Below are 12,387 nucleotides of genomic sequence, written 5' to 3'. Positions count from 1 at the left end.
CTCCGGCGCTTCTCCCGGCACCGCTGTGCCCCATGCCCCGCCCCCCTTACCGTCGGTAACTGACGTGTCCGGCGCTGGAGCATACGGTCGCGTCCGGTGGGGCGGAAGGCACGGGGGTGCGTGCTCGCAACTTGGCGTGATTACGGTGCCGGGGGCGCCCCGGCGGGTGGGAAGCGCCCGACCGGCCCGGCCGTCAGCCGGTGGTCCCGGGACCGCCGAGCACATCGCCGAGGGAGTAGGAGACCGGCTCCTCCAGTTGGGCGTATGTGCAGCTCTCCGCGGAGCGGTCCGGGCGCCAGGAGCGGAACCGGGCGGTGTGGCGGAAGCGCTGCCCGTTCTCCATGTGGTCGTAGGCGACCTCGCAGACCAGCTCGGGGCGGAGCGGCACCCAGGACAGGTCCTTCTTGCCCGTCCAGCGGCTCGGCGCCCCTGGCATCCGGGCCCCCTCGTGGGCGGCCTCGTCGCCCCAGGCGGCCCAGGGGTGGTCGGCGGCGGACGCGAGCCGCAGCGGCTCCAGCTCCTCGATGAGCTCGGCCCGCCGCGCCATGGAGAACGCGGCGGCGACACCCACGTGCTGGAGGGTGCCGCCGTCGTCGTAGAGGCCGAGCAGGAGCGAACCGACGACGGGCCCGCTCTTGTGGAAGCGGTAACCGGCGACGACGCAGTCCGCCGTGCGCTCGTGCTTGATCTTGAACATGGCGCGTTCGTTCTGCCGGTAGCGCAGGTCGGGCGGCTTGGCGACGACGCCGTCCAGGCCCGCTCCCTCGAACTGCTCGAACCAGCGCCGGGCGAGGTCGATGTCCCTGGTCGCGGGCGCCACGTGGACGGGCGGCGGCACCCCGTCCAGGGCCTTGACGAGCCGGGCCCTGCGCTCCTCCATCCGGGTGTCGAGCAGGGACTCGTCCCCGAGCGCGAGGAGGTCGAAGGCGACGAAGGAGGCGGGCGTGCGCTCGGCGAGCGTCGCGACGCGGGAGGCCGCGGGGTGGATGCGCTCGCTGAGCGCGTCGAAGTCGAGATGCCCGTCCCTGGCGATGACGATCTCCCCGTCGAGCACACAGCGCTCGGGCACCCGCTCCAGCAGCGCCGCCACCAGTTCCGGAAAGTACCGCGTCAGCGGCTTCCCCGTACGGCTGCCGATCTCGATCTCCTCGCCGTCCCGGAACACGATGGCCCGGAACCCGTCCCACTTGGCCTCGTACTGCATGCCGTCCGGAATCCTCGCCACGGCTTTGGCGAGCATGGGCTGCACGGGGGGTGTGACGGGGAGGCGCATGATCCGATTCTGCGGCGCTTTTCCGCATACCGCCCGGTGTGCGCGGAATGACTGGCCCGCATAGCGTGATCCCATGGGTGAAGCGAAGGGCAAGGGCGCGGCCGTGGAGATCGACACGGGGGAGCGGAAGGTGCGGCTCTCCAGTCCCGAGCGCGTGGTCTTTCCCGAGCGCGGCTTCACCAAGCTCGACGTCGCCCGGTACTTCGTGGCCGTGGGGCCCGGCATCCTCCGGGCGCTGCGGGAGCGTCCCACGACGCTTCAGCGGTACCCGGAAGGGGCCGCCGGGGAGTTCTTCTACCAGAAGCGGGTGCCGAAGAACCATCCCGAGTGGATTCCCACCGCCACCATCGCCTTCCCCAGCGGCCGCACCGCCGACGAGATGTGCCCGACCGAGCTGGCCGCCGTCATCTGGGCCGCCCAGTACAACACCCTCACCTTCCACCCCTGGCCCGTCCGGCGCGGCGACCTCGACCACCCCGACGAGCTCCGCATCGACCTCGATCCGCAGCCCGGCACCGACTACGCCGACGCGGTGCGCGCCGCGCACGAACTGCGCTCCCTGCTCGATGAGTTCGGCGGGCTCGTGGGCTGGCCCAAGACCTCCGGCGGCCGGGGGCTGCACGTCTTCGTGCCGATCGAGCCGCGCTGGACCTTCACCCAGGTGCGGCGCGCCGCCATCGCCGTCGGGCGGGAGCTGGAGCGCCGGATGCCGGACGCGGTCACCACCGCGTGGTGGAAGGAGGAGCGCGGCGAGAAGATCTTCGTCGACTACAACCAGACCGCCAGGGACCGCACGATCGCCTCCGCCTACTCGATCCGGGCGCGTCCGCACGCCCCGGTCTCCGCGCCCCTGCGCTGGGCGGAGGTCGAGGACGCCCGGCCCGAGGACTTCGACATCGTCACCATGCCGGAGCGGTTCGCCGAGGTCGGCGACGTGCACGCGGGCATGGACGAGCGGGCCCACTCGCTCGACGCGCTGCTTGAGCTGGCGAACAAGGACGAGCGCGAGCACGGGCTCGGCGACCTGCCCTACCCGCCGGAGTACCCCAAGATGCCGGGCGAGCCCAAGCGGGTGCAGCCGAGCCGGGCCAGGCACGAGGACTGACCCGGTCGGCGGCGGTGACCCCGTAGCAGTCGGTGTCAGTCCGTGAACGCGGTCAGGACGCCGCCCAGGGACTCCCAGCCCGTGACGCTCGGGCCCCATGCCTTGCCGTCCCACCACTTGTGGGCCAGCGCGGAATCCGTGCCGCGTACGAACAGGTCGAGTCGGTTCGGCTCCCAGGAGACCGCGTGCGGTGAGCTGGTGCAGATGCCGCCCAGCGATTCCCAGCCCTTGRCGCTCGGGCCCCAKGCMTTSCCGTCCCACCACTTGTGGTGCAGCGCGGAATCCGTGCCCACCACGAACACGTCGAGCCTGTTCTGGCCCCAGGAGACGGCGACCGGTTCACTCATGCAGACACCGCCCAGGGATTCCCAGCCCTTCAGGCTGGGGCCCCAGGAATTTCCGTCCCACCATTTGTGGTAGAGCGCGGAGTCGGTGCCGACCACGAAGAGATCCAGCCGGTTCGCGCCCCAGGAGACCGCTTTGGGTTTCGACAGGCAGACCCCACCGAGCGATTCCCAGCCCTTCACACCCGGGCCCCACGCACTTCCGTTCCACCACTTGTGGTACAGCGCCGAATCGATGCCCGTCACGAAGAGATCGAGCCGGTCGGGCCCCCAGGAAATCGCTTCCGGCGCGCTCGTGCAGGTGCCGCCGAGCGATTCCCAGTCCTTGACGCCGGGCCCCCACGCGCTGCCGTTCCACCATTTGTGGAACAGCGCCGAGTCCGTCCCCACGACAAAGACGTCCAGCCGGTCGTGCGCCCACGCGAGCGCCGTCGGCGCGCTCTTGCAGACCCCGCCGAGCGATTCCCAGTTCTTGGCGCCGGGCCCCCACGCGCTGCCGTTCCACCACTTGTGGAACAGCGCCGAGTCGGTGCCGGTCCCGAAGACGTCGAGCCGGTCGGACTCCCACGACACCACGGGCCCCGACGCGGGCGAGGGCCCGTACATCGCGTGCACGGCGGCGATGTCGTCGGTGCTCAGGCCGCTGCGCTGGCCGATGGTCACGCCCTGCACGGTCGGCACGATGGTGTCCTGGCCGTTGCTGGAGAAGGCGTCCCGGGGATAGTGCATGATCGAGCCGTAGTCGTACGGGCCGACGTCGTCGCCGTCGGTGATGTGCTGGTCGAAGTTGTGCTCGAAGCCCTGCGTGATGTTGGCCCAGACGATCGTGACGAACTGGTCGCGGTCCTCACGGCTCTGCTCGTGCCACAGACCGACCGCGTGGCCGATCTCGTGGATGCAGTTGCCCGTCGAACAGCCGGTGGCCAGCGTGATGTTCTGGCCGCCGCCCTGCCGGCCCACGAACGACGAGCAGCCGCCGCCCGGCACGAAGCGCACGAAGTCGGGGTACCGCGCCTGGTTGGCCGGGGTGCGCAGGACGAAGCGCATACGGGTGCGCGCGTGCCAGTGCGCGATCGCGTCCGTGACGCGCTGCTGGTTCGGCAGATTGCCCGCGATCTCGTAGGGGACGAGAGCGTTGGGCCAGCGGAACTGCTTTCCCGTGATGACGACCGCCGACTGCGGTGCTTTCCCCTCCGACTCCGCCTGGAGTTCGGCGGTGCGGCGCTCGACTTCCGCGACCGTACCGAGCACGATGTCGCCCTCGAATACCGCGAGCCCCTCGATGTCCACGTACTGCACCGGCTTCGTCGTAAAACTCGTGCCGTCGATCAGACCGGTCTTCTTGTCCCGGGAGGAGCGGAACTCCCCGTGTCCCTCACCCGCAACTCGCGACTCGGAAGCAGCCATCCCGTCTCTCCCCTCTGCTCCGGCTTCCCGCCCCGCCGCGAACGGCGCTAATTTGCGGAAATCAGTGAGGAAACTAGTGGGGTACAACACGACCAACAAGGGATGGGCGAGCGTATGCGCAACGTAGAAATCGCTGTCCGTCTCGCGCCGGGCGCAGCGCCCCCGCGAGGAACCGTGACCCTGCGCGCCCAGGTCGAGGAGATCGCGGCGGCGGACGCGCCCTCCCGCGTCGTCGCGCGCACCGCCGAGCGCGGCGTCGACCTCACCGCGCCCCCGCGGCTGAGCATCGAGGTGCCGCCGCCGGACCCCCGGGCGCGCTACACGGTCCGGGTCCACGCCGATGTCGACGGCTCCGGAGCGGTGGCCCCGGAGGACTTCGTCTCGGTGCGCGGCAACCCGGTCCTGACGCACGGCAGTCCGGACGCGGTGGCGGTGGAGGTGCGCCCGGCGGGCTGACACGCGGGGCGCCCCCGCCCCGGGTGAGCGGGACGGGGGCGCCGACGTGGGCCGGGCGGACCGGCACCGATGCGTGCCGGGCAAACCGGCACCACCGCGGGACCGACCGAGCGGCTGCTACAGCTCCTTGATCCTGATGTCCCGGTAGGAGATCACGTCCGTGACGCCGTGCACCTGGACCCCGACGTAGCCGGACGAGTAGCGCCGTCCGTCCGTGCCCGGGTCGTCGCCGCGCGGGGGCGTGAAGGACTGGCCGCCGGTGTTGTCGAACTCGTTGATCAGGACGCCGTTGCGGTAGATCGAGTAGTGCTGGTCCACCACCTTGACCTCGTAGTCGTTCCACGTGCCCTTCGGGGTGACGCCCGCACCGGCGAGACCCACCCGGTCGAAGCCGTAGACCGACCCCGTCTTGTACATGTCGCCGTCGGGCTTGTCGAGCGCCTGGATCTCGTGCCCGTACTTGATGGCGACCCACTCCGGACGCGACTCCTCGGGGTGGTCGTGGACCTGCGGGAAGCGCACGAACACACCTCCGTTGGCGTTGCCGTTGCCCGGGGCGTCGTCCCGCCACTGGAGCTTCAGCGAGAAGTCGCCGTACTTGCGCTCGGGGAACCAGAGCATGCCCATGCCGTCGACGGTGGTGCTGCTCGTGATCGAACCGTCGGCGTTGAGACCGAACCTGCCGCCGCCGACCTGCTCCCACTTGTCCAGGGACGCCTGGGTGCCGTCGAAGATCTTGCGGTAGCCGTCGGTCTGGCCCGGCTTGCCGATGCCGGACTCCTTGGCCGCCTTGTTGATCTTGTTGTACTCGCGCTTGTCGATCTCACCGTCCTTCCTGAGCTTGTCCGTGACGGCCCTGACGTGCTTCAGGAAGAGCGCGTGGGAGGTCCACTCCTTCTCGTCCTCGATCAGCTCGTTGATACGGCAGCGGCTGTTGGTCACCCGGTTCGGGATGCCCGTGTCGACGGTGCCGACGAAGACCGTGAGCCGCTCGTCGAACTCCGCGCAGTCCGGCGCGGGGACGCCGCCGCCCTGGGCGACGGTGAACGCGACGTCCTTGGCCGCCGCCGTGTTGCCCGCCTTGTCGCTCGCGCGGTACGCCACCGTGTGACGGCCCACTCGGTCGACGGTGACCGGGCCGGTGTAGGCGAGGTAGGGACCGCCGTCGAGGGAGTACTCGACCTTGTCGACCCCCGAGTCGGCGTCGGTCGCGGTGACCGTCACCTTCGCCTTGCCGACGTACGCCCCGTCGGAGTTCTTGGTCCCCTCGACCTTCGCCGAGGTCTCCGGCGGCGTCCTGTCCTGGACCGGCGGCGCGACCACGGTGAACTCGACGGACTTCTCGGCGGCGGTGTTGCCCGCCTTGTCGGAGGCGCGGTAGCGGACCTTGTGGGTGCCCACCGCGTGCACCATGACGGGGGCGCTGTACGTGGTCCAGGCGCCGTCACCGACCGCGTACTCGATCCTGTTGACGCCGGAGCCGGTGTCGGACGCCGTCACCGTGACCGTCGCCATCGACAGGTACTGCCCCTGGTCGTTCTTCTCGCCGCTCACCGTGGCCGAGGTCTCCGGGGGCGTCTTGTCGTCGCCCGAGGGCGCGACCACCTTGAAGTCGGCCGCCTTCTCCGCCGCGACGTTGCCCGCCTTGTCGGAGGCCCGGTAACGGATCTTGTGCGTGCCCACCTGGTCGACGACCACGGGCGCGGTGTACGGCTGCCAGGCGCCGTCCGCGCCGACCGCGTACTCGATCCTGTCGACGCCGGAGCCCTCGTCCTTCGCGGTGAGCGCCACCGTCGCCGAACCGATGTACGCGCCGTCGGCGTCGGTCTGGCCCTCCACCTTCGCGGAGACCTCGGGCGCGGTGGTGTCCTCGCCGCCGCCCTCGGTCACCACCAGGATGCCCTGCATCGACCCGTGGCCCGGGATCGTGCAGTGGTAGCGGTAGCGGCCCGGGGTGAGGGTGACCTCGGCGGTGTGCTTGCCGCCCTGGTCGTCGTTGGGGTTGGCCAGGATGTTCAGCGAGACGTCGTTGTTGTACTCCGGGTCGGAGGTGTCGAAGGTCAGCGTGTGCGGCATGCCGGTGGTGTTGCCGGTCGCCTCGCTGTTCTCGAAGACGATCGTCGTCGCGCCCGCGACGGCCGTCGTGGGCGCCGACTTGTACTTGGTGATGTCGTTGTCGGCCGTCCAGGTGAGGGTCTGCGCCCGCGCGGAGAGCCCGGTGTTGTCGGGGCGCGCCACGGCCGCCGTCGACGTCAGGCCGAGCACCATCAGGAGCGCGGCGAACAGCGCCGTGAACAGTCTTCGTCGCTGGGCGGACGGCAGGGACCGCGCGGTCAGCGCCGTCCTCGTGGTCCGCTGGGTCGGGGAACGCATCATCCCGCCTTCCTGGCCAGGTCTCCGGCGGCCGGGGTGGCCGCCTTGCCCTTGTAGGTCACGCGCCACAGCGCCGACTTGGAGTCCGAGGTGAAGAAGCCGCGTCCGTAGTCGAGGACGTACAGCGAGCCGTCCGCCGCGAACTTCCAGTCCATGAGGTTCTTGATGCCGTCGTTGCCGATCGGAATGATCTTCTTCAGTGACTCGGCGTGCACCGGCAGGCCGCCGCCGCCGACCGTCTTCGGGTCGGTCACCACCGCGTGCCGGGGCTGGTCGGCGTCGTAGAAGTCACCGACGAACCACTTGCCGTCCCAGTACGAGGGCCACTTGACGGCGCTGGTGCTCGCCGTGTCATAGCGGTAGACGGGGCCGTTCATCGTGGCCTGGCCGCCGCCCTTGAGCCACGGCAGGAGCGTCTTCTGCTCCGCCGTCTTGTAGCTCGGCACGCCCTTGGCGTCGCGGGGGTAGTCGACGCCGCCGCCCTGCGGCGAGTACCAGATGTTGTTCGGTTCGGCCGGCGGGATGTTCACCAGACCGTCGTTGTTCGGCGACTCGTTCTTGAGGTTCTTGCAGTCGTACCAGCCGAGCGGCTTCGTCGGGTCCGGCAAATTGCGGTCGCGGTAGGGCTGGTTGTTGCCCATGCAGTACGGCCAGCCGCGGTTGGAGGCGTGGGTGATCGCCGCGAAGGTGTCGTACTTGGCGGGGCCCCACGTCGTCGACGGCGCGCCCGCGTCCGGGCCGACCCAGCCCGCGTACAGCGTGTCGGTCTTCTTGTCGACGGAGATGCGCGCCGGGTTCCTGACGCCCATCACGTAGATCTCACCGCGCGTCTTGCCGCCGCCCTCGTCCGGCTCCTTGCCGGTGAAGAGGTTGCCCGAGGGGAGGGTGTACGTGCCGTCGGGCTCGGGGTGGATGCGCAGGATCTTGCCGTTGAGGTTGTTGGTGTTGCCCGCCGTGCGGCGCGCGTCGGCGAAGGAGACGCCCTTGAAGCTGGGCTGCGGGTTGTTGCCCGAGTACCCGTCGGAGAAGCCCGAGGAGTTGTTGTCACCCGTCGCGATGTAGAGGTTGTCCTTGGAGTCCCAGGCCATGCCGCCGCCCGCGTGGCAGCAGCTGTGGATCTGCACCGGCCACTTCAGGAGCACCTTCTCGCTGCCCATGTCGAGCTTGCCCGTGCCCTGGTCGTAGGTGAAGCGGGAGACGTACCGCTCGGCCATGTGCGTCTCGCGGTTGATCTTCGAGTGGGGCGTGTAGTGCAGGTACACCCACCCGTTCCGCTCGAACTTCGGGTCGAGCTCGATGCCGAGGAGGCCCTCCTCGACCTTGGTCAGCTCATCGCCGCCGCCCTTGTTGCCGAAGACGGTCAGACCGCCCGCGAGCGTCGACTTCCCGGTCTTGGGGTCGTAGACGTGGATCTCGCCCGTGCCCTTGCCGATGTCGGGGTTGTTCCAGTCGGTGATCACCGGCTGGGAGGAGTCGGCGCCGCCGCGGCCGATGTGGAAGACCTTGCCGTCGGGCGCGGTGACCAGGCCGTGCGGCTCGCCGATCTGGTCGTTCCTGCCCGGCTGGTTGGCCTGGGTGAGGCGCTCCGCCTTGTAGTTGGCGGTGATCGTCGACTGGCAGTCGGCCCGCGCGATGCGGGTGGTCCACAGCAGGGCGCCGCGCAGGTGGGTGCGGAAGTCGGTCTCGTCGTACGAGGCGGCCGTGCCGCCCATGCCGGTGTAGAAGGAGCGGCCGCCGTCGTAGTCACGGCACCACGACACCGGGTGGTCCCACCCGTTCTTGCCCGTGCCCGGCTGGTAGGTCGACTCCCGTACGCGGGCGACCGTGTGCACGTCGCCCGAAGGGTTCTTCGTCCAGTTCAGCCACTTGTCGGGGCGCTTCCACTCCAGCGGGAGATCCTTGGTGGCCGGGTTCTCGCGGTCGCCGACCTCGACGGTGGCGCGCTGGACGTTCGTGGGGCTCGCGTCCGCCGGGCGGGCGCCGATCAGGCCGGTGAACCAGGAGGAGTACGGCTCGGCGCGGGCGGCGTCATGGATGCCGAGGAAGCCGCCGCCCGCCTCCATATAGGCCTCAAGCCCGGCTTCCTGCTCGGCGTCCAGGACGTCGCCGCCGCCGGTGAGGAAGGCGACGGCGTTGAACTTGCCGAGCCGCTTCTCGCTGGTGAAGACGGATGCGTCGGCCGTCGCCACGATCTTGAACCGCTGGGCCTGGGGGCCCGTCTGCCCGATCTTCTCGATGGCCTCGATCCCGGCGTTGACGACGGGGGACTCGTCCCCGTCCGCCGCCGAGCCGTGGAAGACGAGCACCTTGACGTCGGAGCCGCCGGGCGGCGATGGAAGGGACATCGTTGTCATGGGCGGTTCCGGGTACGGCCGCGCGGAAGCGGCCTGCGCCGAGAGCGCCCCGGCGACCATGGCCCCGGAGAGCAGCGCGGCGGCCCACGCCCGGGTGGAGCGCCTCGGTCCGCCCCGTCCTCCGCTCGATCTCCGTACGGCCAACCCTCGTACGCTCAAGGGCCTTTGATGCGGTGCGAGCCGCATGAGTACACCCACCCCTCGTCGGTCACATCAACAGCGCCGACGAAGCTAGACCTCTTTTCGCCAGTCGCCAATAGGTATCACCGGGATGGCACGAACTTTGTCCTGAGTGTGGATAAACGAACGGCCGGTCGTTACCGTATGGCCGTCCCCGGGGCCTCCCGCGCCCCGTCAGTCTCCGTAGGGCAGTGGGGAGTTCAGCATGGGTGGACGCGGCATGGCGAGATTCCGATCGGCCTCTTCCGGCCTGGACAGGCGGAGCTTCAACAAGAAGATGCTCGCGGGCGGGGCACTCGCCGCGGCCGGGGTGACATCGTTGTCGATGGTGAACGCGCCCGACGCGAGCACCGCCGAGTCGCCGCCGAGGACCGCGCCCGCGGGCGGCGAGGTCAAGCGCATCAAGATGTACGCGGAGAAGCTCCCCGACGGGCGGCTCGGGTACGGCCTGGAGAAGGGCAAGGCGTCCGTCCCCGGCCCGCTCATCGAACTCAACGAGGGCGACACCCTGCACATCGAGTTCGAGAACACCACCGACGCCGACGCCAGCCTGCACGTCCACGGCATGGACTACGAGATCTCCAGCGACGGCACCCGGCACACCAACAGCCACGTCGAGCCGGGCGGCAAACGCACCTACACCTGGCGCACGCACGCACCGGGGCGCCGCAAGGACGGCACCTGGCGGCCGGGTACGGCGGGCTACTGGCACTACCACGACCACGTCGTCGGCACCGACCACGGCACCGGCGGTGTCCGCAAGGGGCTCTACGGAGCGCTGATCGTGCGCCGCAAGGGCGACCTGCTCCCCGACAAGACCTTCACGATCGTCTTCAACGACATGACGATCAACAACAAGTCGGGCCACGACGCCCCCAACTTCGAGGCCACGGTGGGCGACCGGGTCGAGTTCGTCTCGATCACGCACGGCGAGTACTACCACACGTTCCATGTGCACGGTCACCGCTGGGCGGACAACCGCACCGGCATGCTGACGGGTCCCGACGACCCGAGCCAGATCCTCGACGACAAGATCACCGGGCCGGGCGACTCCTTCGGCTTCCAGGTCATCGCGGGCGAGGGCGTGGGCGCCGGGGCGTGGATGTACCACTGCCACGTCCAGAGCCACTCCGACATGGGGATGGCGGGTCTGTTCCTGGTGAAGAAGGCGGACGGGACGATTCCCGACTACGAGCCGCACCATGCGGTGAAGTCGTCGAAGTCGTCGGGGCCTTCGAAGTCTTCGGAGTCCTCGGAGACTTCGGAGTCTTCGGCGGAGCACCACCACTGACGCGGGGCGGCCGCGAGGCCGACCAGGGACGGCGCCCTCACTCTCCCAGGTCCGGGTGGCGGTGGGTCAGTTCCGTCCGGTTGCGCACGCCGAGCTTCCGGTAGGCGTTGCCCAGGTGGAACTCCACCGTCTTCGGACTGAGGAAGAGCGCCGACGCCACCTCCTTGTTGGCGGCGCCCCGGACCACCGCCTGCACCACCCGGAACTCCTGCGGGGTCAGCTCCGCGTCCCGGCCCGCGGGTTCCCGTGGCCGTACGGTCTCGCCGGTCGCCGCCAGCTCCCCGCGGGCCCGCTCGGCCCAGACGGCGGCCCGCAGCCGGACGAAGTCCGCGAGAGCGGCCCGCAGTTGCTCCCTGGCCCGGATCCGCTGCCGGGCGCGGCGCAGCCGTTCCCCGTACACGAGCCGGGTACGGGCCGTCTCCAGTGGACACGGCAGTCGGGCGTGCAGAGCGAGCGCCCGCTCGAAGCACGCCGTCATGCCGGTGTCCGGGGTCATGCCTGTGTCCGGGGCGAGCAGTCCCCGCAGCCGCCACGCGATCGCCGCCTGGAGCGGGAGCTGCTCCCGCCCCGCGTGGTGGGCGAGGTCCGCCAGCATCCGGCGCGACGGCGTGCTCCCCGAGCGGATCACCGCCTCCACGGCGTCGAAGCCCGCGTCGATCAGGCGGTCGGGGTCGTCGGCGGGGGTCGAGACGGCACCCTCGCGCAGGCTGCGCAGGGCGGCCGGGGCGTCGCCGAGGCTGAGTTCGAGGTGGCCGAGTGCCCGGGCGGCGTCATGCGGGTAGTCGGTGCCGGGACGGCGCAGCGCGATCGCCGCACCGGCGTGCGCACGGCAGTCCCGTACGTCGCCCCGTACGGCCTCGACATGGGCCAGGACGCCGAGGGACAGATACCGCCACAAGTGGTTGTCGGAGAACCCGGCCAGCTCGACGGCCTCCGTCGCCGCCGCGAGCGCCGCGTCGGTGCGGCCCGCGAGGAGTTCCGCGCGGGCCGAGGCGTACAGCGCGAAGGGCAGTACCCCGAGCGCCCCGGAAGCGCGCAGCCGCTCGACGAGGGCGCGGGCCGTACGGCGCGCCACGGAGTGGTCCCCGGTCCACACCATGGCCATCGCGCACAGCGCGACGTACTCGACGGGCGGCGGGCTGCCCGGGAAGCCGCGCTCCGCCTCGGCCATGGAGGACCGCAGCCGCTCCCTGCCCGCGACCCCCTCGCCGAGGTAGAGCAGGGTCAGGCCGTGCACGACGCCGGTGATGCCGGGCATGGCGCCATCGGCCAGCTTCGCCGCCCGGCCCGTCGCGTCGAGCGCGCCGCCCGGATCGCCCGCGAGCAGCGACGCCAGCGCGGCGTCGGTGAGCAGCTCGGCGCCTCGGGAGGGGCACCGGTCGCGCACGGCGTCGGCGGCGCGCGTCGCGCACCGCACGGCCCGTTCCGGATGTCCGGTGAACATCTCGGCCCTGGCGAGCCCCGCGTCGATGTCGGCACGCGACTCCGGGGTCTCCGCCAGCGGGGCGGCGGCGTGGAAGAGCGCGCGGGCGCGGGCGCTGTCCCCGCCGAGCAGGGCGTCCCGTGCGGCCTCGGTCAGCCGCCGGGCCCGGTCGCCCGCCCGC

The 12,387-nt window shown here is 70.7% G+C and carries 9 protein-coding genes; 4 read left to right on the top strand and 5 right to left on the bottom strand.

Annotated elements, in window-relative coordinates:
- Positions 1-193 precede the first annotated feature (193 nt).
- A complete protein-coding gene (locus tag AB8Z36_RS13630; RefSeq protein WP_369213532.1) occupies positions 194-1,273 on the bottom strand; it encodes an ATP-dependent DNA ligase in 1,080 nt (359 codons plus the stop codon).
- A gap of 73 nt (positions 1,274-1,346) precedes the next feature.
- Here AB8Z36_RS13630 and ligD point away from each other — a divergent pair, with 73 nt between their 5' ends.
- The gene (gene ligD / locus AB8Z36_RS13625; RefSeq protein WP_369213531.1) at positions 1,347-2,378 is read left to right on the top strand and encodes a non-homologous end-joining DNA ligase; all 1,032 of its coding nucleotides are present in this window, start codon (positions 1,347-1,349) and stop codon (positions 2,376-2,378) included.
- Between the two features lie 35 nt (positions 2,379-2,413).
- On the opposite strand, the gene legP is transcribed toward ligD, so the two are convergent.
- Positions 2,414-4,129, bottom strand: coding sequence for a Dot/Icm T4SS effector Zinc-dependent metalloprotease LegP (gene legP / locus AB8Z36_RS13620; RefSeq protein ID WP_369213530.1), 1,716 nt, complete (start codon positions 4,127-4,129; stop codon positions 2,414-2,416).
- A 174-nt stretch (positions 4,130-4,303) separates the two neighbouring features.
- On the opposite strand from legP, the gene AB8Z36_RS13615 reads away from it, so the two are divergent.
- Entirely contained in the window at positions 4,304-4,585 is a 282-nt protein-coding gene (locus AB8Z36_RS13615; RefSeq protein WP_369213529.1) for a hypothetical protein, read from the top strand.
- A 117-nt stretch (positions 4,586-4,702) separates the two neighbouring features.
- Here AB8Z36_RS13615 and AB8Z36_RS13610 read toward each other — a convergent pair whose 3' ends face one another.
- Complete coding sequence (locus AB8Z36_RS13610) at positions 4,703-6,853, bottom strand: OmpL47-type beta-barrel domain-containing protein (RefSeq protein ID WP_369213534.1); 2,151 nt, start codon at positions 6,851-6,853, stop codon at positions 4,703-4,705.
- Positions 6,854-6,957: 104 nt separating this feature from the next.
- Positions 6,958-9,372 carry a ThuA domain-containing protein gene (locus tag AB8Z36_RS13605; protein WP_369213528.1) on the bottom strand — a complete coding sequence of 805 codons (2,415 nt, stop codon included), beginning with the start codon at positions 9,370-9,372 and terminating at the stop codon, positions 6,958-6,960.
- On the opposite strand from AB8Z36_RS13605, the gene AB8Z36_RS13600 reads away from it, so the two are divergent.
- Complete coding sequence (locus AB8Z36_RS13600) at positions 9,311-9,481, top strand: hypothetical protein (protein ID WP_369213535.1); 171 nt, start codon at positions 9,311-9,313, stop codon at positions 9,479-9,481. The two genes, AB8Z36_RS13605 and AB8Z36_RS13600, sit on opposite strands and share 62 nt — an antisense overlap.
- A 261-nt stretch (positions 9,482-9,742) precedes the next feature.
- A complete protein-coding gene (locus tag AB8Z36_RS13595; protein WP_369213533.1) occupies positions 9,743-10,783 on the top strand; it encodes a multicopper oxidase domain-containing protein in 1,041 nt (346 codons plus the stop codon).
- 37 nt (positions 10,784-10,820) lie between these two features.
- On the opposite strand, the gene AB8Z36_RS13590 is transcribed toward AB8Z36_RS13595, so the two are convergent.
- Positions 10,821-12,387 (bottom strand): LuxR C-terminal-related transcriptional regulator (locus AB8Z36_RS13590; protein ID WP_369213527.1); only part of this gene is annotated, 1,567 nt, incomplete at its 5' end.

Origin of the sequence: Streptomyces flavofungini, from assembly GCF_041028215.1 — a bacterium.
GTDB lineage: Bacteria > Actinomycetota > Actinomycetes > Streptomycetales > Streptomycetaceae > Streptomyces > Streptomyces flavofungini_B.
This window is presented reverse-complemented; position numbering and strand designations above follow the sequence as displayed.

Bases quoted from the DNA above. Each gene is read 5' to 3' on its own strand.
- AB8Z36_RS13630 (WP_369213532.1), bottom strand. From the start codon at position 1,273: ATGCGCCTCCCCGTCACACCCCCCGTGCAGCCCATGCTCGCCAAAGCC.
- ligD (WP_369213531.1), top strand. From the start codon at position 1,347: ATGGGTGAAGCGAAGGGCAAGGGCGCGGCCGTGGAGATCGACACGGGG.
- AB8Z36_RS13610 (WP_369213534.1), bottom strand. From the start codon at position 6,853: ATGGTGCTCGGCCTGACGTCGACGGCGGCCGTGGCGCGCCCCGACAAC.
- AB8Z36_RS13600 (WP_369213535.1), top strand. From the start codon at position 9,311: ATGGGCGGTTCCGGGTACGGCCGCGCGGAAGCGGCCTGCGCCGAGAGC.
- AB8Z36_RS13605 (WP_369213528.1), bottom strand. From the start codon at position 9,372: ATGGTCGCCGGGGCGCTCTCGGCGCAGGCCGCTTCCGCGCGGCCGTAC.